24 protein-coding genes are annotated in these 26513 nt (G+C 65.1%); 8 read left to right on the forward strand and 16 right to left on the reverse strand.

All coding sequences use genetic code 11. The annotated features are described in order from the left end of the window. From ACE3TH_RS00635 to tpiA, 3 genes are all read right to left on the reverse strand, one after another. A complete protein-coding gene (locus ACE3TH_RS00635; protein WP_374596400.1) occupies window positions 1–1653 on the reverse strand; it encodes a CTP synthase in 1653 nt (550 codons plus the stop codon). Between the two features lie 89 nt (window positions 1654–1742). Continuing rightward, on the reverse strand, window positions 1743–2171 hold the full coding sequence (gene secG / locus ACE3TH_RS00640; protein ID WP_374596402.1) for a preprotein translocase subunit SecG: 429 nt from the start codon (window positions 2169–2171) through the stop codon (window positions 1743–1745). An 86-nt stretch (window positions 2172–2257) separates the two neighbouring features. Then, window positions 2258–3007, reverse strand: a complete 750-nt coding sequence (tpiA, locus tag ACE3TH_RS00645; RefSeq protein WP_374596404.1) for a triose-phosphate isomerase — start codon at window positions 3005–3007, stop codon at window positions 2258–2260. 153 nt (window positions 3008–3160) lie between these two features. Here tpiA and ACE3TH_RS00650 point away from each other — a divergent pair, with 153 nt between their 5' ends. Together ACE3TH_RS00650 and trpE are read left to right on the forward strand one after the other, a co-directional pair. Further along, window positions 3161–5098, forward strand: coding sequence for a peptidyl-prolyl cis-trans isomerase (locus tag ACE3TH_RS00650; RefSeq protein WP_374596406.1), 1938 nt, complete (start codon window positions 3161–3163; stop codon window positions 5096–5098). Further along, window positions 5095–6609 (forward strand): anthranilate synthase component I, encoded by a 1515-nt coding sequence (gene trpE, locus ACE3TH_RS00655; RefSeq protein WP_374596408.1) that lies wholly within the window; start codon window positions 5095–5097, stop codon window positions 6607–6609. Before ACE3TH_RS00650 ends, trpE begins: the two co-directional genes overlap by 4 nt. Here trpE and ACE3TH_RS00660 read toward each other — a convergent pair. Continuing rightward, window positions 6606–6794 (reverse strand): hypothetical protein, encoded by a 189-nt coding sequence (locus ACE3TH_RS00660; protein WP_374596410.1) that lies wholly within the window; start codon window positions 6792–6794, stop codon window positions 6606–6608. The two genes, trpE and ACE3TH_RS00660, sit on opposite strands and share 4 nt — an antisense overlap. Before the next feature lie 104 nt (window positions 6795–6898). Here ACE3TH_RS00660 and ACE3TH_RS00665 point away from each other — a divergent pair, with 104 nt between their 5' ends. The 4 genes from ACE3TH_RS00665 (at window position 6899) to lexA (ending at window position 10098) form a co-directional block, all read left to right on the forward strand. Next, window positions 6899–7489 (forward strand): aminodeoxychorismate/anthranilate synthase component II, encoded by a 591-nt coding sequence (locus ACE3TH_RS00665; RefSeq protein ID WP_374596412.1) that lies wholly within the window; start codon window positions 6899–6901, stop codon window positions 7487–7489. Window positions 7490–7491: 2 nt separating this feature from the next. Next, a complete protein-coding gene (gene trpD / locus ACE3TH_RS00670; RefSeq protein ID WP_374596414.1) occupies window positions 7492–8526 on the forward strand; it encodes an anthranilate phosphoribosyltransferase in 1035 nt (344 codons plus the stop codon). Next, complete coding sequence (gene trpC / locus ACE3TH_RS00675; RefSeq protein ID WP_374596416.1) at window positions 8523–9317, forward strand: indole-3-glycerol phosphate synthase TrpC; 795 nt, start codon at window positions 8523–8525, stop codon at window positions 9315–9317. The genes trpD and trpC overlap by 4 nt, the downstream gene beginning before the upstream one ends. A gap of 91 nt (window positions 9318–9408) precedes the next feature. Continuing rightward, complete coding sequence (lexA, locus tag ACE3TH_RS00680) at window positions 9409–10098, forward strand: transcriptional repressor LexA (protein ID WP_374596418.1); 690 nt, start codon at window positions 9409–9411, stop codon at window positions 10096–10098. Here lexA and ACE3TH_RS00685 read toward each other — a convergent pair. Next, a complete protein-coding gene (locus ACE3TH_RS00685) occupies window positions 10095–12257 on the reverse strand; it encodes a ComEC/Rec2 family competence protein (protein ID WP_374596420.1) in 2163 nt (720 codons plus the stop codon). The two genes, lexA and ACE3TH_RS00685, sit on opposite strands and share 4 nt — an antisense overlap. On the opposite strand from ACE3TH_RS00685, the gene gltX reads away from it, so the two are divergent. Both gltX and gltA read left to right on the forward strand, forming a co-directional pair. After that, window positions 12256–13683, forward strand: coding sequence for a glutamate--tRNA ligase (gene gltX, locus ACE3TH_RS00690; protein WP_374596422.1), 1428 nt, complete (start codon window positions 12256–12258; stop codon window positions 13681–13683). The genes ACE3TH_RS00685 and gltX overlap by 2 nt on opposite strands. A gap of 61 nt (window positions 13684–13744) precedes the next feature. Beyond that, a complete protein-coding gene (gltA, locus tag ACE3TH_RS00695) occupies window positions 13745–15037 on the forward strand; it encodes a citrate synthase (protein ID WP_374596424.1) in 1293 nt (430 codons plus the stop codon). Window positions 15038–15073: 36 nt separating this feature from the next. Here gltA and lpxB read toward each other — a convergent pair whose 3' ends face one another. The 11 genes from lpxB to uppS all read right to left on the reverse strand — a co-directional run bounded on the left by lpxB (window position 15074) and on the right by uppS (window position 26497). Next, window positions 15074–16243, reverse strand: coding sequence for a lipid-A-disaccharide synthase (gene lpxB / locus ACE3TH_RS00700; RefSeq protein WP_374596426.1), 1170 nt, complete (start codon window positions 16241–16243; stop codon window positions 15074–15076). Beyond that, entirely contained in the window at window positions 16240–17091 is an 852-nt protein-coding gene (locus tag ACE3TH_RS00705; protein WP_374597087.1) for an LpxI family protein, read from the reverse strand. Before ACE3TH_RS00705 ends, lpxB begins: the two co-directional genes overlap by 4 nt. A gap of 4 nt (window positions 17092–17095) precedes the next feature. Beyond that, window positions 17096–17881 carry an acyl-ACP--UDP-N-acetylglucosamine O-acyltransferase gene (gene lpxA / locus ACE3TH_RS00710; protein WP_374596428.1) on the reverse strand — a complete coding sequence of 262 codons (786 nt, stop codon included), beginning with the start codon at window positions 17879–17881 and terminating at the stop codon, window positions 17096–17098. After that, window positions 17881–18354: a 3-hydroxyacyl-ACP dehydratase FabZ gene (gene fabZ, locus ACE3TH_RS00715; protein ID WP_374596430.1), complete on the reverse strand. Its 474-nt coding sequence runs from the start codon at window positions 18352–18354 to the stop codon at window positions 17881–17883. Before fabZ ends, lpxA begins: the two co-directional genes overlap by 1 nt. A gap of 25 nt (window positions 18355–18379) precedes the next feature. Continuing rightward, complete coding sequence (lpxD, locus tag ACE3TH_RS00720; RefSeq protein ID WP_374596432.1) at window positions 18380–19387, reverse strand: UDP-3-O-(3-hydroxymyristoyl)glucosamine N-acyltransferase; 1008 nt, start codon at window positions 19385–19387, stop codon at window positions 18380–18382. 10 nt (window positions 19388–19397) lie between these two features. Beyond that, window positions 19398–19976: an OmpH family outer membrane protein gene (locus ACE3TH_RS00725; protein ID WP_374596434.1), complete on the reverse strand. Its 579-nt coding sequence runs from the start codon at window positions 19974–19976 to the stop codon at window positions 19398–19400. Window positions 19977–20010: 34 nt separating this feature from the next. Next, window positions 20011–22374: an outer membrane protein assembly factor BamA gene (gene bamA, locus ACE3TH_RS00730; protein ID WP_374596436.1), complete on the reverse strand. Its 2364-nt coding sequence runs from the start codon at window positions 22372–22374 to the stop codon at window positions 20011–20013. An 86-nt stretch (window positions 22375–22460) separates the two neighbouring features. Beyond that, window positions 22461–23678, reverse strand: coding sequence for an RIP metalloprotease (locus ACE3TH_RS00735; protein ID WP_374596438.1), 1218 nt, complete (start codon window positions 23676–23678; stop codon window positions 22461–22463). A gap of 25 nt (window positions 23679–23703) precedes the next feature. Continuing rightward, complete coding sequence (gene dxr, locus ACE3TH_RS00740) at window positions 23704–24900, reverse strand: 1-deoxy-D-xylulose-5-phosphate reductoisomerase (RefSeq protein ID WP_374596440.1); 1197 nt, start codon at window positions 24898–24900, stop codon at window positions 23704–23706. Further along, window positions 24897–25736: a phosphatidate cytidylyltransferase gene (locus ACE3TH_RS00745; RefSeq protein ID WP_374596442.1), complete on the reverse strand. Its 840-nt coding sequence runs from the start codon at window positions 25734–25736 to the stop codon at window positions 24897–24899. The genes dxr and ACE3TH_RS00745 overlap by 4 nt, the downstream gene beginning before the upstream one ends. Beyond that, a complete protein-coding gene (uppS, locus tag ACE3TH_RS00750; protein WP_374596444.1) occupies window positions 25736–26497 on the reverse strand; it encodes a polyprenyl diphosphate synthase in 762 nt (253 codons plus the stop codon). The genes ACE3TH_RS00745 and uppS overlap by 1 nt, the downstream gene beginning before the upstream one ends. Between the last annotated feature and the right edge of the window lie 16 nt (window positions 26498–26513).

Raw genomic sequence — 26513 nt, forward strand, 5'->3', positions numbered from 1 at the left:
TCAGACCAGCCGGCTCTGCACCACCGCCGCTTCGATAAAGCCGGCGAACAGCGGGTGCGGCGCGAAGGGGCGGCTCTTCAGTTCAGGATGATACTGCACGCCGACGAACCACGGATGGTCCTCGCGCTCTACCGTCTCTGGCAGAACGCCATCCGGCGACAGGCCGGCAAAGATCAGCCCCGCCTTGGCCTCGATGGCCTCGCGGTAGTTGATGTTGACCTCATAGCGGTGGCGGTGCCGCTCGCTGATTGTGGTGGTGCCATACATCTGCGCGATCTTGGAGCCGGGCTTGAGCGTCGAGTCATAGGCTCCCAGCCGCATGGTGCCGCCCAGGTCGCCGCCCTGCTGACGCAGAACCCGCTGATTGCCCTGCGTCCATTCGGTCATCAGGCCGACCACCGGCTCGGTCGTCGGGCCAAACTCTGTGGAAGACGCCTTCGGATAGCCCGCCAGATTCCGCGCCGCCTCGATGACCGCCATCTGCATGCCGAAACAGATGCCGAAATAGGGGATGTTGCGCTCGCGGGCGAACCGCGCGGCCTCGATCTTGCCCTCCGACCCCCGCTCGCCGAAGCCGCCGGGCACCAACACTGCGTGGGCTCCCTGCAAGCGCGCCTCGCAGGCGTCGCGGTCGCCCTCGAAGGTGTCGGCCTCGACCCAGTCGATGTTGACCTTGACGTTGTTGGCCACGCCGCCGTGGTGCAGGGCCTCGATCAGCGATTTATAGGCGTCCTTCAGGACCGTGTATTTGCCGACGACCGCTACGGTGACCTCACCGTCCGGGTGCAGGCGGCGTTGGGCGATGGTTTCCCAGCGCGACAGGTCCGGCGCGGGCGCATCGGTCATGCCGAAATGCGCCAGAACCTCGGCGTCCAGCCCCTCGCGGTGATAGTCGAGGGGCACGGCGTAAATGTCCGCGCTGTCCATGGCCTGGATCACGCCAGACGGCCGGACGTTGCAGAACAGGCCGATCTTGCGTTTCTCGTCCTCGGGGATCGGGAACTCGCAGCGGCACAGCAGGATGTCCGGCTGGATGCCGATGGAGCGCAGTTCCTTGACCGAATGCTGCGTCGGCTTGGTCTTCATCTCCCCGGCGGTCTTGATGTAGGGCAGCAGTGTCAGGTGGACAAAGCAGCTCTGACCGCGCGGCAGGTCCTGGCCGAGCTGGCGAATGGCCTCGAAGAACGGCAGCCCTTCGATGTCGCCGACAGTGCCGCCGATCTCGACCAGGACGAAATCGACCTCCTCACCCTCATCGGTCAGGGCGGGCGTCAGGCAGAAGGATTTGATCTGGTCGGTGACGTGCGGAATCACCTGCACGGTCGCGCCGAGGTAATCCCCGCGCCGCTCCTTCTCCAGGATGGTCGAATAGATCCGGCCCGTTGTGATGTTGTCGGACTTGGCCGCCGACACGCCCGTGAACCGCTCGTAGTGGCCGAGGTCCAAGTCGGTCTCGGCTCCATCGTCGGTCACGAAGACCTCGCCGTGCTGATAGGGGCTCATCGTGCCCGGATCGACGTTCAGATAAGGGTCGAGCTTACGCAGGCGAACTTTGAAGCCGCGCGCCTGCAGAAGCGCGCCGAGAGCGGCTGAGGCGAGGCCTTTTCCCAATGAGGAAACCACGCCGCCGGTGATGAACACGTAACGGGCCATGGGAGATCACCTTACCGCTGATTCGGCGGCGTTGCTGGACAGACTGTTCGGGCGAGAGCGGAAGGCGGGGATAACCTCCCCGCCCATCCTTATTGAGCCGGAGTGGGCTGGGCCGGAGCCGCGGCCGCTGGAGCCGAAGGCTGCGACAGGCTGTTTTCCAGGTCCTGCAAAGACGGCGCGGCCGGCGCGGCGGGGGTCGGGGCCGCAGGCTGATCGGCAGGTGTCGTCTGGCCGGAAGGTGGCGTGGCCAGTTCACCGATCGCGTCAGGATCGACGATCGACTGACCGGCACGCTCGACGTTGCCCAGGATGGTCAGCGCGATGGCCAGCAGAAAGAACAGGCTGGACAGAACCCAGGTCGTCTTGGTCAGCAGATTGCCCGCACCGCGCGCCGTCATCATGCCCGACGGGCCGCCGCCCATGCCGAGCGCGCCCCCTTCGGAGCGCTGAATCAGGATCACGCCGGCAAGCGCGATCGAGACGAGGATCATGGCGACGAGGAGAATGGTCTGGAGCATGGCAGCCGATATGTGTGGCGCGCCTGCGCCGATCAAGCGGCGGCGTCTATCATCGATGATGCGAGGGAGCAAACGGACTCGGGCGATCAGGCGGCCCGGATGATGCCCAGAAAATCCGCCGCCTTCAGAGATGCCCCCCCGACCAGCGCGCCACCGACTTCGGGCACGGCCAGGATGTCGGCGGCATTATCCGGCTTGACCGAGCCGCCGTACAGGATCGGCACAGACGCGACACCCAGACCCAACCGCTCGATCATGGCGCTGCGCACCGCGCGATGTACTTCCTCGATCTGCTGTAGCGTGGGCGTCAGCCCGGTACCGATCGCCCAGACAGGTTCGTAGGCGACGGCAAACGGCTGACCCGCCAAGGCCGCAGGCAGTGATTGCATTACCTGGCGACGTACAACCTCGACCGCCCGGCCTGCCTCTCGCTGCTCGAGGGTTTCGCCCACGCAGATGATGGGGGCCAGGCCGGCTTCGAAGGCCGCTTGTGCCTTGGCTGCGATCACCAGATCGCTCTCTCCATGACCCTGACGCCGCTCGGAATGGCCGACGATGACCAGGGTCGCCCCGGCATCGGCCAGCATGGCCGCGGAGATGTCGCCGGTGAAGGCCCCTTTGGCTTCGGGACTGCAGTCCTGACCCCCGATGTCGACGAGCGTGTCTCTCGCGCGGTCCGCCATGCGCTGAACCAGCGTGGCGGGCGGACACAAGGCGACCCTGCAGGCTGCGGCCTCCTTCGCCAGTTCTGAGACCAAGGCATCAACCTCGGCCAGATCGGCGGCAAGGCCGTTCATCTTCCAGTTTCCGGCGATCAACTTCACGGATTGTTTCATGCGCGACTGTCTAGGTCGCGACGGGGGGCCAAGGCAAGATGCGAGACCCGCACCTGGCTTTGGCCATCATCCCGTGACGTCGTCTTGCCGTCGGGGGGTTCGAAGCCCTATAGCCCGAGCCATACCCATGAGACGCGCCCCCAGGACCGATACATGCTGACCCTGTTCCGCAACTTCGCCAAATCCAAATGGGCCGTCGGGCTATTGGTCGTGCTGGGCCTGGCCCTGGTCGTCACGGGCGGGACCCAGATGGACGTGCTGGGCAACCTGGGACCCAAGCACATCATCAAGGCCGGCGACCGCAGCGTCGATGCACTGGAATTTCGATCTCAAATGGACATCGCTTTGCGACAGCAAAGAGAGCAGACTGGCAGCGAAGTTTCCTTCGAGGATTTGTCACCCCCTGGCATTCTCGCCCAGATTCTGGGGCAACGCTCGCAAAGCCTGGGGTTTCTAGCGTGGGCCTACAAAGCGGGTGTGCGACCCAGTCCGGAACTGATCACCAAATTTATCCGGCAACAGCCGCTGTTCTTCGACCCACTTACAAGCCAGTTCAGCGAAGAACGTTTCGTCTCCGAACTGCAGCAGAGGGGTCTGACACCGGAGATGTTTAACGAAGGTCAGCGCGACGGCATCATGGAGCGCCACATCGGCGCTGCGATCGGCGGCGGTGCGCGTCTGCCTCGCGTCTACTCCGCCGTCCTGGCCAATCAGTCGCTGGCGACCCGCGATGCGCGCTGGTTCACGGTAACCCAGGCCATGGCCGGAACCGCCGGCACGCCCACGGATGCCCAACTGACGGCCTTCATGGCCGAGAACGCTGACCAGATCCGCAATCCCGAGTTCCGCAGCGCCACCGTCATCCTGTTCGACAATGCGGCCGACGTCTCGACCGCCGTGACGGAAGAGCGCGTCGCCGAGCGTTTCCGCCTGCGTCAGGACAGCTTGGCCCAGCCCGAACGTCGCACCTTTGCTACCTTGACTGCACCGGATCGCGCCACGGCCGACCGCATCGCCGCAGCGCTGAAGGCGGGTCAGACGCCCCAGGCCGTGGGCCAGGCCAACAATCTGCAACCCGCCACCTATACGGACACGCCTCGCACCGCAGTGGCGGATCCGGCCATCGCCGCCGCCGTGTTCGGCCTGACCGCCAATCAGGTCTCCGATCCGATCCAGGCCCGCGTCGGATTCGTCGTGGCACAGGTGACGGGCATCACCGCCGGTCGGCCTGTCACCCTGGCTGATGTCCGTCCTCAGATCGTCGAGGAACTGCAGGCCGAGGCCGTGCGCGCCGGTGTTTACCGCCGGGTCCAGGCCTATGAGGCGGCCCGCGGCGAAGGCAAGTCCGTCGATGACGCCGTCGCCCAGGTCGGAGCCCGTGCCCTGCCCGTGCAGCCGGTAACCCGAGAAGGCCGCTTCCAGAACGGGTCACAGTTCAATGGCCCGCCGCGCATCCTCGAGTCCATGTGGACGCTCAATAAGGGTGCCGCCAGCGAGGTCATCGACGCCGGCAACAGCCAGTACTTTGTTGTTCGGCTGGACAATATTGTGCCCGCGGCCCTGCCGCCTCTGGCCGAAATCCGAGGCCCGCTGGCCCAGCAATGGGTGCTGCGTGAGAATGCGCGACTGCTGACCGACAAGTCCAATGCCCTGGCGGCACGCGTCCGGGGAGGTGAAGACATCGCCGCCGTTGCCGCCTCGGTCGGGGCTCAGGTCCAGACGCGCACGGCCATGTCCCGCGAAAGCCAGGCCGAGGTCGGACCGGGCGTGTTCCGTGGGGCCTTCACGACGGCCAAAGGCGAGGTCTTTTCGGCCCAGCAGAGCAACGACAGCTTCGTCATCGGGCGCACCGAGGCGATCACCGCGCCCGCCCCTGCTCTGGCAGCTCCGCTGGCACAGCAGATCAACCCGCAGCTCAGCCAGGAGAACATGAACGGCGTACTGCAGACCGTGCTGAAGGCGGCGGCTGCCCGTATCGAGGTCGGCTATGACGAACCGGCGGCGCGCGTGGCCTTGGGCCTGCCCGAGACGGCACAGGAGACGCCTGCAGGTGCGGCGACCGCGCCCCGCACACCTGCCCCGGCGCAATGACGGCAGTCTTCGCCGAGGCACGGTTCGTCGACTTCGCGCAGGCCTGGGCCGAAGGACGGCCGCAGGTCGTTACGCGTCGGCTGGTGGACGACCTCGAGACGCCCGTCTCTGCCTTTCTGAAGGTCGGGCACGGTCGTCCCCATGCCTTCCTGCTGGAATCCGTCGAGGGCGGGGCCGTCAACGGCCGCTACTCGATTATCACGCGCGAGCCGGATGTCGTGTGGCGGTGCCGCGATGGACAGGCCGAGGTCGCCCGCGGCGCGGCCATCGCTGCCGAAACCTTCGCACCCGATGCGGTCGACGCCCTGACCTCGCTGCGCGGTCTGATGGCGGCGTCGCGTTTCATCCTGCCCGAAGGCCTGCCGCCTATGGCCGCCGGTCTGTTCGGGGTCTTCGGCTATGACATGGTCCGGCTGCTGGAGCCGCTGGGCAAGGCTAATCCCGATCCGCTGAACCTGCCCGACGCTGTCCTGACCCGGCCGACCTTGGTCGCGGTCTTCGATTCGGTCAGTCACGAGATCGTCCTGGTCGCCGCCGCCTATCCCGATGGCGGAGACGATGCCGAAACGGCCTGGCGACGCGCCGTCGAGCGGCTGGATGCCTTCGAGCGGGACCTGCGTACGCCACTGCCCGCCATTCCCGCCGCCGTCCCGAGCGACATCGCCCCCTTCGCCTCGCCTGTCGATGGGGTCGGCTTCGGCGAACTGGTCGCCAAGGCCAAGGACTACATCGCCGCCGGTGACATCTTTCAGGTGGTGCTCAGCCACCGCTTCTCGGCCCCGTGGGACGGCGATCCGTTTGCCTTCTATCGCTCCCTGCGTCGGCGGAACCCGTCGCCCTATCTGTTCTATCTGAACTTCGTTGACTTCCAGCTGGCCGGGTCCAGCCCGGAAATCCTCGTCCGGCTTAAGGATGGCCGCGTCACCATCCGCCCCTTGGCCGGTACCCGCCCGCGCGGCGAAACTCCAGAGATCGACCGCGCGTTGGAAGCCGAACTGCTGGCTGATCCCAAGGAGCGGGCAGAGCACCTGATGCTGTTGGACCTGGGCCGCAATGACGTGGGCCGCGTCTCGGCTCCAGGTACGGTCGAGGTCATCGAGAGCTTCCGCATCGAACGCTACAGCTCGGTCATGCACATCGTGTCGGAGGTTCAAGGGGCCGCCGATCCGTCCCTAGACGCGGTCGACACCCTGCTGGCCGCCCTGCCCGCCGGCACACTGTCTGGCGCGCCAAAGGTCCGCGCCATGGAAATCATCGACGAGTTGGAGACGACCAAGCGTGGCGTCGGCTATGGCGGGGGCGTCGGCTACATCTCGGCGGGCGGCGAGGCGGACATCTGCATCGTCCTGCGCACCGCCTTGTTTACCGATGGTCAGATTTTCGTGCAGGCCGGGGCGGGCGTCGTCGCCGACAGCGATCCAGCCGCCGAATATGCCGAGACGCGCGCCAAGGCCAATGCCCCGATGCGGGCCGCCGAGGACGCTTGGCGCTATCCGTTCGGCAATCGCTAGCGCGGCTGGCTGAGCTCGCCGGGGTCGGGAAAGCTGACACCGGCGCCCAGCACCATTACCCCGGCCATGGCGACGGCAGACAGGGCGGCAAGCGCGGCCGCGGCCAGGGCGGCATAGGCACTGCCTGCCGGCGCAGGCTTGACCGTCAGCAACAGACGCACCTTGTCGAAATCGATCGTTGTCACGGGCCCCTCCGTCTCGCTGTCCCGAAATCGGACGGAAACGGTTAACGGGCGCTTACTGTCGCGGCACCTTGGCGGAAGCGCCCTCACCCCCTAGAACCGCCCGCATGATCCTGGTCGTCGATAACTACGACAGCTTTACCTACAACCTCGTCCACTACCTCGCGGAGCTGGGCGCGGAGACGCGCGTCGTGCGCAACGACGATCTGACGGCGGCCGAGGCCTGGGCGCTGAAGCCCGAAGCCGTCCTGCTTTCGCCTGGTCCCTGCACGCCTAATGAGGCCGGCGTCTGCCTGGCCCTGCTGGACACCGCTCCTCTGGACATGCCGATCTTTGGCGTCTGCCTGGGCCATCAGGCCATGGGCCAGGCGTTCGGCGGCGACGTGATCCGCGCCAAGGCCCTGATGCACGGCAAGACTTCGCCCATCCTGCATGAGGGCAAGAGCGTGTTCGCAGGCCTGCCCTCTCCGTTCACCGCAACGCGTTATCACTCGCTGGCGGTGAAGCGCGAGACCCTGCCGGACGTGCTGGAGGTGACCGCTTGGACCGCCGACGGCGAGATCATGGGCCTGGCCCACCGGACGCGCCCGATCCACGGCGTTCAGTTCCACCCCGAATCCATCGCGACGGAACACGGCCACGACCTGCTGGCCAATTTCCTGGACCTGGCCAACGTCAAACGCCGGGCGACAGTCTGAGCATGGCCGACGATGTGAAGGGCTTGCTGGCGCGGCTGGTCGAAGGCCGCGTGCTGTCCGGTGAGGAGGCCCATGCCTTCTTCGCTGCCTGTCTGCGCGGCGAGCCGACCCCGGCCCAGGTCGCCGCCGCCGTCACAGCCCTGCGCATCCGTGGCGAGACGGTGGACGAGATCGCCGCTTTTGCCGGTGCCATGCGCGAAGCGGCCCTGACGCTGGATCATCCCTATGACGTGATCGATACGTGCGGCACGGGCGGTGACGGCCAGCACACCTTCAACATCTCGACCGCCGCGGCCCTGGTGCTGGCGGGCGCGGGCCTGAAGGTCGCCAAGCACGGCAACCGGGCGCTCAGCTCGAAGTCCGGTTCGTCGGATGTGCTGTCGATGCTGGGCGTCAACCTGGCCGCGACACCCACCCAGCAGCTGCGCGCGCTGGAGACGGCCGGGATCGCCTTCCTGTTCGCCCCGACCTATCACGGGGCCATGCGCCACGTCGGGCCGGTGCGGGCCGAGATCGGGTTTCGCACGGTCTTCAACCTGCTGGGACCACTGTCCAATCCAGCGGGGGCCAAGCGCCAGGTCATGGGCGTTTATGATCCGCGCCTGCTGGAGCCTTTGGCCGAGGTTCTCGGCCGACTGGGGGCCACCCGCGCGTGGACTGTCCACGGCCAGGGTCTCGACGAATTGACCACCACGGGCCCCACCGAGGTGGCCGAATGGAAAGATGGTACCGTGCGCCGCTTCACGGTCACGCCTGAGGATGCAGGCCTACCACTGGCGTCCATTGACGACATTCGCGGCGGCGATGCCGAGGTCAATGCCGCCGCATTGACTGCTTTGCTGGAAGGAGAGCGAGGGGCCTATCGCGATATTGTCCTGCTGAACGCCGCCGCTGCCCTGATGGTGGGCGAACGCGCCACCGACCTTGTCAACGGCGTGGAACAGGCCGCCCGCGTCATCGACGACGGCCATGCGGCACAGGCTCTCGCGGCGCTGGTCGCCGCCACAAACACCCCGATTGAGGACGACCCGGCATGACCGACATTCTCAGCCAGATCGCCGCCTACAAGCGCGAGGAGGTTGCCGCCCGCAAGGCCCGCACGTCCCAGTCCGCCATCGAAGCGCAAGCCGCGACGGCCTCGGCCCCGCGTGGCTTTCGCGCTGCGCTGGAGCGGCATGTCGAGGACACGGGTCGCCCCGCCCTGATCGCCGAAATCAAGAAAGCCAGCCCGTCCAAGGGACTGATTCGCGCCGATTTCGACCCGCCCGCCGTGGCGCGCGCCTATGAGCGCGGCGGGGCCAGCTGCCTGTCAGTCCTGACCGACGGCCCCAGTTTTCAGGGCGACGACGCCTTCCTAGTCCAGGCGCGCGACGCCACCGCCCTGCCCTGTTTGCGCAAGGACTTCCTGGTCGACCCGTGGCAGGTAGCCGAGAGCCGGGCCCTGGGGGCCGACTGCATCCTGATCATCCTGGCCATGATCGATGACGCCCTGGCCGCCGAGTTGCTGGCAGAGGCCGAGCAGTTCGGCATGGACGCCCTTATCGAAACCCACGACGAGGCCGAAATGGCCCGCGCTTGCACGCTGGGCGGCGATCTGGTCGGCATCAACAACCGGTCACTTCGTACCTTTGAGGTCGATCTGCAGACGACCGCCCGCCTGGCCATGCTCAGCCCGGTCCGCGCCCTGCTGGTGGCCGAAAGCGGCATCTTCACCCCCGACGACATGACGACGATTTCAGAGGCGCATGCACAGGCCGCGCTGGTGGGCGAGAGCCTGATGCGTCAGGCGGATGTCGAGGCGGCGACGCGAGCGTTGCTTGCTGCCTAAAACTCGCCCTCTGCCGTTAAGTTGACATTAGGCAGGAACACTTACAGAACATCGGCAACGGTTCACGCCTTGTTCTGGACGATTCGACGCCATGCTCACGCGCAAACAGCACGAACTTCTGATGTTCATCCATGAGCGGATTCAGGAGACCGGCGTCTCGCCCTCCTTCGACGAGATGAAGGAGGCGCTGGATCTGGCGTCAAAGTCAGGCATCCATCGCCTGATCACGGCGCTGGAGGAGCGGGGCTTCATCCGCCGCCTGGCCCACCGGGCGCGGGCTTTGGAAGTGACCAAGCTGCCGGATCAGGCGGCAACGGGGGGGCGGACCGCCCGCGCGCCTTTCCGCCCTGGCGTGATCGAGGGTGGCCGCACCTCCGCCGCAGAACCGGCCAACGACACCCGCGAACTGTCCCTGATGGGCAAGATTGCGGCCGGTACGCCCATCGCCGCCATCGAGCACGAAACCGCCCGCTATCCGGTGCCAGAGTCCATGCTGGGGGCCGGCGAACACTACATTCTGGAGATCGAGGGCGATTCCATGATCGAGGCCGGAATCCTGAACGGCGACATGGTCATCATCAAGAAGTCCGACAGCGCCAACTCCGGCGAGATCGTCGTCGCCCTAGTCGAGGGCGAGGAAGCCACGCTGAAACGGCTGCGCAAGAAGGGAGCCTCCATCGCCCTGGAGCCCGCCAACCGCAACTATGAAACCCGCATCTTCGGCCCGGATCAGGTCGAGGTTCAGGGCAAGCTTGTCGGTCTGCTGCGCCAGTACCACTAGCCCGCGTCTGCGGTATCAGCATCTCCGAACCGGCTCCACGGCCGGTCGCCCCTGACGTCGGCAGTCCAGACTCCACGCCAGTTGCTGGCTGAGAGCGGATCACGCCACAGCTCGACGGCCCCGCCCCGCGCATAGTCGGTGCCGTCCAGAACGAGGCGGTTGGCGCACCCTTGAGGTAAGGCCGACACGGACGCCCGGATCGATACAACCTCGGCTGTGGCACACAAGCTCGACAACTGCTCGGCTGTCGGCGCTTTCTTGCCCCACCACACGGCGACCAGCCCGGCTTCGGGTTTTTCCGGCGCACAGGAAAAACGGGTGCAGGTCCAGCTCTGCGCAGGCCGATCTATTGGCTTGACTCCGCGCCTGCGGCTCCAGACATCCACTGCGAACTGGCGCACACCGGGGCGGGTGACGACAGCCTTGCCGCCCTGCACGAAGGCCGCCTGGGTGCCGCCATCTCCGATCCAGAGGTCCGGCGTCGGCGCTCTTGGCCAGACCATGACGGCCATGGCCAGCGGCAGGCCCAGCCATCGAAGAGGTCCGCGCCAGAGACAACAGAACAGTACACCGAGGAACGCGATAGGCAGGACATAGTCGGGCGCACTAGCCACTGTCCGCACCGCGCCCGGCAGATCCGCCGTCCATTGCCCGATCGCCAGCATCAGCCCGATCCCCTGCCCGGCCAGCCAAAGGAAGGGTGCGCCCAGACCCACTGGCTCCAGCAAGGCTCCCAGCGCCAAGGCTGGCATGATCAGGAAGTCCGACAGCGGGGCCGTCGCCAGATTGGCCACCAGCCCGTACATAGCCGTGCGGTTGAAATGCTGCATGGCGAATGGGCCTGTCGCCGCCCCGGCTACAAGACTGGCCATGACCGCCGCCGCCAGCCAGACACCGGCCTGTTGAACGATCCGGATGGGCCAGGGCACGGAGATTTCCCGTGGCCGCCGTGGCCAGGCCTCGACCAGAGCGACCAGAGCCGCCGTGGCCGCTAACGACATCTGGAACCCCGGCGTGACGATGGCTTCGGGCTGCAGCAGCAACACCACGAACGCCGCCACCGCCAGCGCATGCATGGTGATCGCCTGTCGATCCAGCAGAATGGCGATGAACGCTATCGAGGCTGTGATCGCGGCACGCTCGGCCGGCGGCGGATGACCCGAAATGACCAGGTAGGTCCCGACTGCGATCAGCCCACCCCAGGCCGCGACCTTCTTGCCGGAAACTCTCAGCGCCAGCCATGGCCAGCAGGCCACCAGAAACCGCATCAGAAAGAAAGCGAACCCGCCGACCACGGCCATATGGAGGCCCGAGATCGACAGGATATGTGCCAAGCCCGAATCCCGCATGATCTCGACCTCGGCGGGATCCAGCCACGCCTCCTGCCCTGTCGTCATGGCCGCGGCCACACCACCGGTGCGCGGACCGAGCCGCTCCACGATCCGCCGGGCCAGATCGAACCGCATGGCGTTTACTGCCATAGCAGCGCGCAGGCTCCAGGGCGGTGGGGCCAGATCAATCGCCCTCGGCTCGCCTAGGCCGAACGCCACGCCTCCCAGGCTCTGAAAATAGGCGTTGCGGCCGAAGTCGTAGGCTCCCGGACTGGCCGGGGCCGGTGGGGGATTGATGATGGCGAACAGGCGGATCGCCGTGCCCGGCTCCGGGATCGGCCCTCGCACCGTCGCGCGCAGCCGCTCGGGCGTCGCCTCCGGTGCCAGCCCGCGCACCCGCACAGGGGCGATGACGACGCGAGGCCCGGCCGATCCCGGACTGTCGACATCCATGACCCAGCCCTCGACCACCGTCGGCTCGGCCATGGCGGGGGCGATGGGGGCCGCCACCGCGTCGGTCCGCAGCTTGGACACCGCCATCCCCAAGGCGAAGCAGGCCACCAGCATCAGCGGCAGGGTCCATAGCCGCGCCGCGCCTTTCCATCGCGCCGCCAGCCAGAAGGCCATAGCCACCGCCGCGATCAGGAGAAGTGGCCAAAGCGGGGGCTCGACCTTCAGGCCGAAATAGACCGCGCATCCGCCGCCGAAGCCGACCGGAGCCCACATGCGCCAGCGCAGCGTCTGGGCCGCGACCTGCGCCGACAGGAAGGCAAGAATCCGCGACGCAGCCGTGGGCTTTGCCGCAGCGGGCGTTATAACACCCCCCATGACTCCTGCGCCCGCCCCCGTCACATCCGACGTCGTCACCCGTTTCGCCCCCTCGCCGACCGGATACCTGCACATAGGAGGGGCAAGGACCGCGCTTTTCAACTACCTTTACGCGAAGGGCCGCGGGGGCAAGTTTCTGGTCCGGGTCGAGGACACCGATCGCGAGCGATCGACCGACGATGCGGTCAAGGCCATCTTCGACGGCCTGAGCTGGCTGGAACTGTTTGCTGACGAGGAGCCCGTCTTCCAATTCAGCCGTGCCGATCGCCACCGCGAGGTCGCCAACCAGTTGCTGGAGAGCGGCCATGCCTACCGCGACTTCCTGACAGCCGAGGAGACGGGGGCCCTGCGCGATCAGGCCAAGGCCGAGGGGCGCGCGTTCGAATCGCCGTGGCGCGACCGCACGCCGACCGTCGACGACCTGATGCAGCCGCACACCGTCCGTTTTCGCCGTCCTGCCGACACCGCCGTCGTGGTCGAAGATGCGGTGCAGGGCATTGTGCGGTGGGACTCGGCCTCGCTGGATGATCTGGTCATCCTGCGGTCGGACGGCGCGCCGACCTATAATCTGGCCGTGGTGGTGGACGACCACGACATGGGCGTGACCCACGTCATTCGAGGTGACGATCACCTGAACAATGCCGCGCGTCAGAGCCTGATCTATGACGCCTTGGGCTGGGCCCGCCCGACCTTTGCTCACATCCCCCTGATCCACGGCCCGGATGGGGCCAAGCTCTCAAAACGCCACGGGGCCCAGGCGGTGCATGAGTACGCCGAGATGGGCTATCTGCCCGAGGCCATGCGCAACTATCTGGCGCGGCTGGGCTGGGCCCACGGCGACGACGAACTGTTCAGCGACGAACAGGCTCAGGCGTGGTTCGACCTGGATGCCATCGGCAAGGCACCGGCCCGCCTGGACTTCTACAAGCTGGCCCATGTCAATGCGCACTGGATCCGGCTGGCCGATGACGACCGCCTGGCCAAGCTGACGCTGGATACGCATCTGGCGCGGGGCCACAGCCTGTCTCCTGACGACGAGGCGCGACTGGTTCGGGCCATGCCGTTTTTGAAGGATCGCGCCAAGACGACACTGGAGCTCGCGGACCAGTCAGCCTTCGTCCTGCGTCAGCGGCCGCTGAAGATCTTCGAAAAGGCCCTGCCTTTGCTGAGTGGCGAGTCCGGCCAGCGCATCGCCCGGCTGCGCGATCGTCTGAAGCTTTTCGCCAGTTGGGATGTCTTCGCACTTGAGGCCGAGCTGAAGGCCTTTACCGAGGAAGAAGCCGTAGGTTTCGGCAAAATCGGTCCGGCCGTGCGCGCCGCCCTGACCGGCGACGGCGTTTCGCCCGATATCGCCAAGACACTGGCCGCCCTGGGGCGAGAAGAAAGCCTCGGGCGCTTGGATGATGCGTTGCAACAGACTATCTAACTTTCAGACAGAAACGCGACGGCGCCTCCCCGCGTCTATCGCAAGGGTGCAAGGGGCCTAGATGACCGAAACTGCCAAATCCGCGACGCTGACCTATGGCGACAAGTCCATCGAACTGCCGGTCCTGACCGGTTCGACCGGCCCGGATGTGATTGATATCCGCAAGCTGTATGGCGCGACCGACGCCTTCACCTTCGACCCCGGTTTCACCTCGACCGCCGCGTGCGAAAGCGCCATTACTTATATCGACGGTGACGCGGGCATCCTGCTGCATCGCGGCTATCCGATCGGCCAGCTGGCGTCCAAGTCCAACTTCGTCGAGGTCTGCCACCTGCTGCTGCACGGCGAGCTTCCGACGGCCGCGGAATACGAGAAGTTCGAAAACAGCATCACCATGCACACGATGCTGCATTCGCAGTTCGATCGCTTCTTTGAAGGTTTCCGTCGCGACGCCCACCCGATGTCGATCATGGTCGGCACGGTCGGGGCTCTGTCGGCCTTCTATCACGACAGTCTCGACATCCACGACGCCCGCCAGCGCGAGATTTCGGCCATCCGCCTGATCGCCAAGATGCCGACCATCGCCGCCCGGGCTTATAAATATCACATCGGCCAACCGTTCGTGTCGCCACGCAACGACCTGACCTATGCCGAGAATTTCCTTCGCATGTGCTTCGCCGTCCCGGCCGAGGACTATGAGGTCAATCCGGTTCTGGCCCGAGCCATGGACCGCATCTTCACCCTGCACGCCGATCACGAGCAGAACGCCTCGACCTCGACCGTGCGTCTGGCTGGGTCGTCGGGTGCCAACCCCTTCGCCTGTATCGCTGCCGGCATCGCCTGCCTGTGGGGCCCGTCGCACGGCGGTGCCAACGAAGAGGCACTGAACATGCTGAAGGAGATCGGCACCCCGGACAAGATTCCCGCCTTCATCGAGGGCGTGAAGGCCAAGAAATACAAGCTGATGGGCTTTGGCCACCGGGTGTACAAGAACTACGACCCTCGCGCGACGGTGATGAAGGAAAGCGCCGACGAGGTGCTGGCCGCCGTCGGCGACCCCAACGACCCGCTGTTCCAGGTCGCCAAGGAACTGGAGCGGATCGCGCTGAACGACGAATATTTCATCGAGCGCAAGCTGTTCCCGAACGTCGACTTCTATTCGGGCATCACCCTGTCGGCGATGGGCTTCCCGACCTCGATGTTCACCGTCTTGTTCGCCCTGGCCCGCACCGTGGGCTGGATCGCCCAGTGGCAGGAGATGATCGCCGACTCCTCGCAGAAGATCGGTCGCCCGCGCCAGCTCTACACCGGCCCAACCGAGCGCGATTACGTGCCGATCCAGCAGCGGGGCTGATCGCTCAGCCGAAACATGAAGATCAAGCGCCGGGGTTCAGGCCCCGGCGTTTTTTGTGGCGATGACCATCAGCACCGCCTCTGCGGCCAGTGTGGAAGGATCGGCGGCGTCGCGGCCCATCAGGTCCAAGGCAGCGGTCTGTCGACGCACCTGTTCGGCTTGAGCAACCGGATCGGCCAGCAGCCGCCCTACCTCCGCCGCGACCTTCTCTGGCGTCGCGTTGTTCTGGATCAGCTCGCGTGCAATCTCGGCATCGGCCGCGTGGTTGAACAGGGTCGCATACTTGCCTGTAAAGAAAGGCTTCATTAGCGCGTAGCTGAGCGGCTGGAATCGATAGGCGATAATCATGGGCACGCCCGCCAGGGCCAGCTCGGTCGAGACCGTTCCGCTGGTGGCCAGGGCGACGGTCGCGGCGCGCATCGCGTCGTATTTCTCCGCCTCAGCCACCAGATGCGCCCGGAACGGCCATGTGGCGACGCGGGCAGCGACGTCGTCTGCGACAGTGCTTGCCGCGGCTACGGCGACCTCCAGGGAAGGATCGGCCGCCTTCAACCGCGCGACCGCAGCCTCGTAGATCGGCGTCATCAGGCGGATCTCAGACGGGCGACTGCCCGGCAACACCAGCAGCAGCTTGGCGTCAGCCCCTATCCCCCGTGACTGGCGGAAACCGGCGGGATCAACCCCGGACATATCCACATGCAGGGCCTGCGACCCGACGACCGTGGTCGCCAGCCCCTCACGCTCGAACCAGGGCGCGTCGAAGGCATAGAGTGCCAGCAGATGATCGACGGCCCCCGCCAGTGTCTTTGCCCGGCCCGGCCGTGAAGCCCAGACCTGGGGCCCGACGTACTTTATCAGGGGCACGCCGGGCAGTTGCACGCGCAAAGCCTTGGCGACACGGATCGTGAATCCCCAACTGTCGATCAGGACCACGGCATCTGGGCGTTCCGCCACGGCGAGGGCCACGGTCTCCGCCACGCGCTGCTTGACCAGTCCGTAGGCCTTCAAGCCTTCGATCCAGCCGAGGATCGATAGAGAGGCGATGTCGAACGGACTTTCGACGCCCTGTTCCGCCATGCGCGGGCCACCCACGCCGACAAAGCTCACATCGGGTCTTCGCGCCTTCAATGCCTTGGCGAGGCCCGCGCCGAGCGCGTCGCCGGACGCTTCGGCCGCGACCAGCATGATCTTGAGCGGCGGGGTCATGGCCGGGCTTCGCCCGTCTCGCCCCAGACGAAAAGCCCAAGACGGTCCGCCGTCGCGATAATGGCGGGCCGGTCGATCAGGATCAGCTTGCCGCTGATGCCGCCGACGCCGGCCAACCCGGCAGCGGCCGCCATGTTCAGCGTACGCGTCCCGATCACCGGCATGTCCACGCGCAGGTCCTGGATCGGCTTTGGAGCCTTGCCCAGGGCCCCCTTGCGGGCCTCGGGCGAGCCGCGCAGATCGGCGGGCAGGCTGGCGACGCGGGCCAGCATGGCGTCAGTGCCTTCCTGCGCCTCGACCGCCAGCACCAGCCCGTCACAGACGACGGCACCCTGCCCTATATCCAGTTCACCGGCCTTTGCCGCGACATGCAGTGCCTTTTTCAGGTCAGACAGCTGCTCCGGTGTCGGCTGAATGGCCCCCAGCGCACCCGCAGGCAGCGTCTCGCCGCCCAGGATATCGTCGGCCCCTTCGATCACGTAGCCCTCACCCTCGAAGATCGACAGAATCTTCCTCAGCAAGGCATCGTCCCCCTTGCTGGCCGCAGCGACGATACCGGGCAACAGGGTCGCGCCCTTGAAGTCGGGTTTCAGGGTCTTAAAATCCGGGCGGCTGACCGTTCCCGCGAAACAGACAGCCTCGCATCCGGCCTTCTTGAGCGCCGACAGGGTTCGTCCGATCTCGGCCATGCCCGCCTCGATACCCGGATATCGTGCCAGATGGGGATCGGCGAACCCGGCCATGCGCACGACGAAGACGGAGCGGCCCTCGGCTTCGCAGCGCGCGGCCACGGACACTGGCAGCGCCCCTCCCCCCGCGATCAGGCCCAGCTTGCCGGTCACGCCGATGCCCTCACCGGTCAGGCAGGGCGACGGGGCGCCGTGTGTCTTCGCGGATGAAGGCGATGATCTCCTGAATTTCTGGCAGATCTGAATAGGTCACCGCCGCCGCATCCAGCCGCTCGGAAAACAGGCCTTCACCTTCAAACATGTCGCGATAGGCGGCCAGCAGCCGCCGCACGGCATCCTTGCCATAGCCCTTACGCTTCAGGCCGATCAGGTTCAGCCCGTGCAGCCGCACATGATTGCCCCAGGCCGAGCCGTAGGGGATCACGTCGCGCGTGACCGCCGACAGCCCACCGACGATGGCACCGGTGCCCACGCGTCCAAACTGGTGCACGGCAGCCAGGCCACCCAGAAACACCCGGTCCCCGACCCGCGCGTGGCCGCCTAGGGTGGCATTGTTGGCGAAGGTGACATTGTCGCCCACCACGCAGTCGTGGCCGACATGGGCTCCGGTCATATACAAGCCATTCGACCCGATGGTCGTCAGCTTGCGGTCGCCCGGTGTGCCCCGGTTAAACGTCGAATGCTCTCGGATGGTGTTGTTCCGGCCGATTTCCAGCGCCACAGGCTCGCCCTTGTAGCCCCCGTGCTGGGGATCCCCGCCCATGACGCAGAAGGGATGGATGGTCGTGCCCGCGCCCACAGTCGTGTCCTGCTGGATGACGACATGACTGGCGATGCGGACGCCCTCGGCCAGGACGACGTTGGGCCCAACGATGGTCCAGGCACCAATCTCGACACCATCCGCCAGCCGCGCACTGGCATCGACCTGGGCTGTCGGATGGATCGCCATCAGGTGGCCGGCTGATCGACGGTGACGACCATGGCCATGAACTCGGCCTCGGCCGCGAGCTTGCCGTCGATGAAGGTCTCGCCCCGGAACTTGTAGGCATCGCCGCGCGCGCGGGTCACCTTGACCTCCATGCGCAGCTGGTCGCCGGGCCGCGCGGGCTTCCTGAAGCGGACGCCGTCGATCGACATGAACATGATCACCTTGTCCGCCACCGCCACGTCCATGGTCTTGGACATCAGCAGCGCGCCCGTCTGGGCCATGGCCTCCACGATCAGGACGCCCGGCATGACTGGGTCGATGGGAAAATGGCCGGGAAAGAAGGGTTCGTTGTGGGTGACGTTCTTGATGCCGGTGATCGAGGTCGCCGGCATGAAATCCTCAGCCTTATCGACGAGCAGGAAGGGATAGCGATGCGGCAGGCGGCGCATCACCTCGGCATAGTCGATACTGGTGCTGGTGGTCGTGTCGGTCATTCCAGGGCTTTCTGAACGTCGGCGCCTAGGAACGCGCCTTTCCCGCTGCCTGTTTGGCGAGCCAGATCGCTTCGCGCAAGGATTGACGCAAGGGTTTGGCCGGATATCCGGACCAGGTCTCGCCCGGCGGAATGTCGGCCAGCACCCCCGCCCCGGCCGCGACACGAGCGCCGGTTCCGATGGAGATATGGTCGCCGACGCCCGCACGTCCGCCGAACATGACGTTGTCGCCGACCGTGACCGAGCCGGAAATCCCCGTATGGGCCGCCATCAGGACGTTCCGCCCGATCACGCAGTTGTGGCCGATCATGACCAGATTATCGATCTTGGTGTTCTCACCGATGACCGTGTCGTCATAGGCCCCGCGGTCGATGCAGCTATTGGCCCCCACGGTGACGCCGTCCTGGATGATGACGCGACCCAGCTGGGGTATGTCGACAGGACCGGTGCTGGAGCCCGCAGCGCCAAATCCCGCCTCGCCGATGCGCGCCCCGCCGTAGAGCCGCACCCGGTCGCCGATCAGGGCGAAACCGATGCTGACGTTCGAGGCTATTTGGCAGTCGCGCCCGATCTGAACGCCGGGGCCGATGACCGTGTTCGCGCCGATCCGGGTGCCGCGGCCGATGCGGACCCCCTTCCCCAAGACAACGCCAGGCTCCAGCACCACGGTGTCATCTTCGGTAGCCAATGCAGGGTCGGCGGCCCCATCCAACGTCATCGGGCGATGGAAAAGTCCGGCGGCGTGAGCCCAAGCCGCCTGCGCCTCTCGCGAGACAATGAGCGCGGTCTCAGCCGGTGCTCGCTCGATAGAAAACTCAGGCAAGATGACACACCCGGCCCTAGTCTCGGCCAGCGACACAAGAAAGCGCTTGTCCCCCAGAAAGGCAACATCCGCAGCCCCTGCTACCGCCAAAGGCGCTACCGCGGAGACATACCTGTCTCCGCCGCGCAAGACCTCTCCACCGATCCGCGCCGCCAGATCATCGACGCTCAGAGCATCGACGGCCTGCTGGAAGAAGCGCGGATCGGGCACCTTGAACCGCTTACTGCTGCGGTTGGGCCGGAGGCGTCAGTCGGTTGAACGACAGCGACGGCAAGGCGGCATTCAGGCGCTCGATCGCGGTCGGCGTGATGTCCATGGCCGGATTTGCGCTGTAGATGGCGCTGCGGTTCAGCAGGATGCTGCAGCCGCGCTCCTGATACAGGGCGATGACGATGGGTTCGACGGCCGTGCCGATGGCCTGAAGCTGCACACCCTGAGTGTATTGCAACTCGTTGCTGCGGGTTTGCTGCAACTGCTGCGCTTCCTGGGCGCGAGCTTGCAGGGCCTGGCGACGGGTACCGCCAGGGTCGGCAGCCTCACCACCCTGCTGCAGGGCGGTCACCTCGGCCTGGATCGTAGAGCTGTAGGGTGCCAGTTCGCCCTGAACCTCGGTCAGCAGGCGCTGCATGCCGGCTTGCACCGATTGGCCAGCCGTCGAGCGTGCGAGGACTTCCTCGTTGTCATAGATGCAGACGCCCGTGATCGGAGCACCGTGATTGATAGGGGTTGCATTCTGAGCCGAGGCCGTGCCGGCGGCCAGAGAGGCGAGCGCGAAAGCGCCAAGAGCGATCAGTTTCATGGTCTACCTTTAAGCGACGGTGTTCAGCCGCGGTTTAGAACTGCGTTGATGTGGAGAAGCGGAAGGTTTCGGTGCGGTCATAGTCTTCCGCGCCTATGATTTGGCTGAGGTCAAAGCGGATCGGACCCATAGGCGAACGCCAATGAATGCTGACACCCGCAGACGCTCGCAGATTAAGCTCGTCAACGATGTTGGGGTCGGGCAAGCCTTGGTCAGTGACAGTGTAACGGTCGTCGAGAGCTCCCAAGGTTCCGACATCGACGAACAGTTCCGTCCGAATGCCATATTGCTCCGGCAGGAAGTTGGGCACAGTCAACTGAACCGTGCCGATTGCGTAGAAATTACCACCCAACGCATCTTGGGTTGTTAGGTCGCGAGGCCCCAATCCAGCGGTCTCAAACCCACGGAAACTATTACCGCCCTTGAAAAAGCGATCATTGATGCGAATCGGATCGCCGCCCCACCCGCTGATATATCCGGCAGATGCAGTAGTGGTGACTATCCAGGAAGGCGCGATGCCCCAATAGGCGGACACGTCAGCCTCAGTCTTCAGATAGTTGACGTCACCTCCGATACCAGCGAGGTCCTGCCGCAGGGTTCCTGTCCAGCCTCGTGTCGGACGGATCGGATCGTTCCGGCGATCAACCAACAACGTGTAGCCTGCGGACGAGTTGAGAAATGAGCCGATCTGGTCGCATAGGGCATTAGAGCCTGCACCGTTGGTTCCACAGAAACCGTTGGGGACTATAACTTCGTCACTCTTGAGGAAGTATCGAGCACTCAGCAGAGTGTAGCCATTTAGAGGATACGAAAGCCTCACCCCACCTCCAGTGGAGCGGTAGTCATACGAAGAAAACTCGCTGAGGTCATAACGCGAGTGGAAGGCATCAAACCCAGCCCGCAGATCTCGGCCGAGAAACTTAGGTTCTGTAAACCGGAAGTCGATTTGTTGACGCAACGCACCCCACTCAACGCGCGCAACGACATTCTGACCTCGACCGCGGAAATTGCGTTCTGTGATACCCAGATTTACGACGAAACTGTCAACTGAGCTAAACCCAGCCCCTACAGACAACTCGCCGGTCGGCTGCTCTTCGACCGTGACATTGACGACTGAACGATCGGGTGCCGACCCTCTGGCTTCTTCAACCTTAACGTCCTTGAAGAAACCGAGTGCGCGCAGGTTATTGCGCGATCGCTCCAGAAGCGTTCGATTAAAGGCATCGCCCTCGCTCAATGTAAGTTCACGGCGAATGACGTTGTCTAATGTTCGTGTATTACCTACGATGTTAATGCGATCAATGTAGACTCGCTGACCTTCTTTGACGTTGAAGGTGACATCCACCGTGTCGGTGTCGGGGTTGGCCCGGAAGGTTGGTTCGATCTCTACGAATGCGTACCCCGCCGATCCTGCTGCAAATGTCAGAGCATCGACAGCGGTTTCGATCTTGTCGCTTTCATATAGCTGACCGGACTGGATAGGCAGCAGCAACTTCAGGAAATCAGGGTTCAACCGATCGTTCTCAGTGACGATATCGATCTCGCCAAAGTTATAACGATCACCTTCATTCACAGTGATTGTGATGCCAAAGGCGCTGTCGTCAGGAGCCAGTTCGCTGATCGCGGACAACACGCGGAAATCATAATAGCCGCGGTTGGTGTAGAACTTCCGCAGCTGTTCGCGATCATAATCCAGACGGTTGGGATCGTAGTTGTCGTTGGACGTGAACAGCTTGTACCAGGCCGATTGCTCGGTCACCATGGTTTCGCGCAGCTCGTTGTCAGAAAAGGCGCTGTTGCCCAGGAAGGTGATGGACCGGACACCCGTCTCCGGGCCTTCGTTAATCTCGAAAACTACATCGACGCGGTTCTGATCCAGCTGAACCAGCTTGGGCGTGACGGTGGCCGAGATACGCCCTGACAGGCGATACAGTTCGACGATCTTGCCGACGTCTTCCTGGACACGTGCCCGAGTATAGATGCCGCGTGGCTTGATCGTGACCTCTTCCGTCAGCTTGGTCGTGCCGATCGCGCTGTTACCTTCGAACGTCACCTGATTGATGATAGGGTTCTCGACGATCTCGACGATCAGATCGCCGTTCTGGATGCCCAGCTGCACATCGGCAAACAGCTGTGTCCGGGTCAGCGTCCGGACGGCGACGTCCAGAACCGCAGCATCAACCGTGTCGCCGGGCTGAATTGGCAGATAAGATAGGATCGTCGTCTGATCGATCCGCTGTGCGCCGCGCACCAGAATGCGGTTGATGACCAGGCGCTGATCTTGCGGCTGCGGCGCGGCCTGCACGGCCGGCGCATTCTCGACCGTGATTGGGCCGGTCGTGGGCGGGCTTTGCGCCAAGGCCGGGCTGGCGAGACCGGCCGCCATGGCCAGCGCCATCAGGCTGGGGCTCAGGCGGCGAGCGAAACGGAGGGCGGACGCATCTTGTCGGATCATACGGGAAACCATCGGGGGCTGGCGTCGGCTCATGCGAGCCCGCCGAGGAATTTGAACAGGCTCAGCTTCTGCAGGTCGTTCCAAGTGGCGAACAACATCAATCCCGCCAGCAAAGCAAGACCGACCCGGTAGCCGACCTCCTGAACGCGCGCGGGGACTGGCCTGCGTGCCACAGCTTCATAGCCGTAAAACAACAGATGACCCCCGTCGAGAACCGGAATCGGCATCAGGTTTAGAAAGCCCATTCCGATCGAAACTATGGCGCCGAAATAAATCAGCGTCAGGACGACCGACTTCACCTGGGTGCCCAGATCGTCCGAGACCGAGGCCGCCTGCTGAGTGATGCCGCCCGCCGCCTTGGCGATACCGACCGGGCCGTTCAGCAGATCGCCCGATTCCTTGCCCGCGAAGATGCGGCCCAGATAGGTGACGGTGCTGTTCAGGGTCGAGCCGAACATGTCCGCGCCCTTGGCGGCGGCTTCGATCGGGTTGAGGCGACGCAAGGTGACGTCCTGGACAGACATGGGGCGGAGATCAAGACCGATACGTGCAACACGAATGCGGCCAGCCACGGCATTGTTTTCCATTTGACGGAGCGGCGTGGCGACAAGCGTGACGATCTGCCCCGCGCGTTCGACCGTAAAGGTCAGAGGATCGTTGGCGCTCAGGATCACAGCCTGAGTTACCTCATCCCCCTCGCGCACAGCGCGGCCATTCACGGTCAGAATGAGATCGCGAGGCTGAAAACCTCCAGCAGCAGCAGGTGAGTTGGGCTGAACCGCATAGACCCTGGGTGCGGCGATTTGTTCACCGACCACACTGAACAGCAGAGTCAGCAGCACCATGGCCAGTACGAAGTTCGCGGCAGGTCCGGCCGCCGTGATCAAGGCGCGCTGCAAGACCGGCTTGAAATGGAAATAATCGCGCTCGGCTCCCGCCCCTCCTTCTGCCACCAAACGCTGGCGCAGTACGGCCAGGCCGGCGGCATCAGGTACGCTGGCCGCATCCAAATCGCCGGAGAATTTGACGTAGCCACCGAGCGGCAGCCAGGCGAGGCGCCATTCAGTGCCGTGCTTGTCCGTGCGGCTGAAGATGCCCTTGCCAAAACCGATTGAGAAACGATCGATCTTCACGCCGAACGCTCGCGCCACCCAGAAGTGGCCGAGCTCGTGGATCGTGACGATCGTGGTCAGCACGACCAGAAAGGCCGCGATCGAGATCAGTACCTGGCCGATGAAGGCGATCATCCAGTCGTCATCTCCCCGTCTCGGCTCACGCCGTCTTGCTCAGCCTGAGAACGACCGCTTCAGCCACCCGCCGGGCCATCGTGTCGATGGCCAGCGCAGAATCGCAGGCATCCCCTTCGTTCGGGAGCGTAACCGATCCCGTCATCTGTTCCACGGTGTCGGCGACGACTGCGGCAATATTGAGAAAGGTCAGCCGTCGGTCGAGAAACGCCAGGGCCGCGACCTCATTGGCCGCGTTGAACACGATGGGCGCGATCCCGCCCGCCTCCAGAGCCTGACGAGCCAGAGCCAGGGCCGGAAAACGGTCCTCGTCCGGCGCCTCGAACGTCATCTTGCCCAAGGCAGCGAGATCAAGCCTGGGCGCAGGCCAAGTCAGACGGTCGGGCCAGGCCAAGGCACAGGCGATCGGCGTCTTCATATCCGGCGGCCCCATCTGGGCCAACGTCGAGCCGTCGACATACTCGACCAGGCTGTGGATGATCGATTCGGGATGTACGACGACATCGATGCGGTCGGCGGGCATGTCGAACAGATAGGCCGCCTCGATCATTTCCAAACCCTTGTTGGCCATGGTGGCGCTGTCGACCGATATCTTGGCCCCCATGCTCCAGTTGGGATGGGCCACAGCCTGTTCGGGCGTGATGGCGGTCAGGGCGTCGCGTGGCGTGGTGCGAAACGGTCCGCCCGATGCGGTCAGGATCAAGCATTCGACCTGCTCCGGTGCCTCGTGCGGGAAGACCTGGAAGATGGCGGAGTGCTCGGAATCGACGGGGATCAGGCGTCCACCGCTGGCTTTAACTCGCTGAATCAAGGCTGGACCGCAGCACACCAGGCTTTCCTTGTTGGCCAGGGCCAGCGTTGCCCCGGTCGAAGCAGCCGCCCAAGCCGAGCGCAGACCCGCAGCCCCGACGATGGAGGCCATGATCCAGTCTGCGGGGCGGGTGGCGGCCTCCACAACGGCCTGATCGCCTGCGGCAGTCTCGATGCCGGTATCTGACAGAGCGGCGCGCAGGTCGTTCAACCGCGCCGGGTCGGCCGTCACGGCGATGCGTGGCTTCCAGCGCCTCGCCTGCTCCGCCAGCCGCGCGATATTGGCTCCGCCCGTCAGGGCCTCGACCTCGAAGAAGCCCGTTCCGGCCCGCTCAGCCTGATCCATCAGCTCAAGCGTCGAACAGCCCACCGAACCGGTGGAGCCCAGCACCGTGACACGACGCCGAATCATGCACCGCCTCCCCAATGAATGGCGAAAAGGCGACCACAGGCGACCACGACGACAGCGAACATCAGCCCGTCGACCCGGTCCAGCAGACCGCCATGCCCCGGGATCAGAGTGCCAGCATCCTTGACGCCGAACCGGCGCTTCAGGGCCGATTCCCACAGATCGCCGGCCATGGTCGCCACAGCCGCCGCGAAACCCAGCATGGCTCCCCAAAGGACGTTCAGACCCATGTCAGGCCAAAAGGAGAACCACGCGGGAAATACGCCTGCCATAATCGCCCCGGTCGCGGTCCCGGCGACCAAGCCCCCGATGAAGCCTGACCAGGTCTTGTTGGGCGAAAAGCGCGGCCACAGCTTGGGCCCGCCGACCAAACTACCGACAAGATAGGCCATAACGTCCGACGACCAGGCCACGGCGAAGGCAAAGACCGTCCAGGACAGGCCGATGGCTGTGTCGCCATCTCTCAGCCAGATCAGCAGGACGGCAGGCCAGCCGAGATAGAGCACCCCATAGGCGGCATCCAGAGCTTCCTGCCCGCGGCTGCGGGCATAGATCCCGGCGGCAGCGGCCCCGAACACCAGCAAGACCAGCGCCAGCGACAGCTGATTGGCATAGGCGGCGATGACGCCTGCGATCAGGCCGAATCCGACGGCCCCGGCCATGACTCGCCAGGCCCGCGCGGCACTCATCGTCGACCATTCGACCGCCAGCAATCCGCAGGCGAGCAGCATCAGCGCCAGAAACCACAGACCACCCAGCCAGATTGCCAGCACAGCGGCCGGAGCCAGCACGATCGCGGAGGCGGCTCTCAGCCCGATGTCGCCGGCGCGGACCGCCATCAGCCGCTGACGAGCGCCGGTGCGGTGGTCGGTGTTACCCCGCCGAACCGCCGATCGCGGTTCAGATACTGCTGCACGACATCGGCCAGGGCCGTCGCCCCGTAATCCGGCCACAACACATTCTGATAGACCAGTTCGGCATACGCGGCCTCCCACAGGAGAAAGTTCGACAGCCTCTGCTCACCCGAAGTCCGGACGATCACATCCACCGGCGGAGCGCCCGCCGTTGACAGGCCGAGACCCAGCGCTTCCTCATCCAGCGGGCCAGTCGCCAGGCCCGCCATCACCCGTTCCACATGTTTCTGTGCCGCATCTACGATGTCGGCCCGACCGCCGTAGTTGAAGGCGACCTGCAGCAGGAATTTGTCGTTGTGGGCCGTCGTCGCCTCGGCTCGCTCCACGATGGCGGCGATGTCGGCCGGAAGACCCGTGCGACGCCCGAGGACCCGCACCCGCACGCCCTCCTTCTCCAACCGCTTCAGGTCGCTGGCCACATAGGATCGCACCAGCCCCATCAGGTCGATCACCTCTTCCGCCGGGCGCCGCCAGTTCTCGGTCGAGAACCCGAACACCGTCAGGCAGCGAATGCCCAGATCGGGCGCGGCCTGCACCGTCCGCTTCAGTGCCTGCACGCCCTCACGGTGGCCCATTGCGCGTGGCAGCCCACGCGCCTCGGCCCAGCGCCCGTTGCCGTCCATGATCAGGGCGACGTGGTGGGGGCCGGGTTTGCCGGACGGGACGGAATAGGCGGGGCTGTCCATGGGCACAGACAGGTCG

It is taken from the genome of Brevundimonas sp. (genome assembly GCF_041919755.1).
Lineage (GTDB): Bacteria > Pseudomonadota > Alphaproteobacteria > Caulobacterales > Caulobacteraceae > Brevundimonas.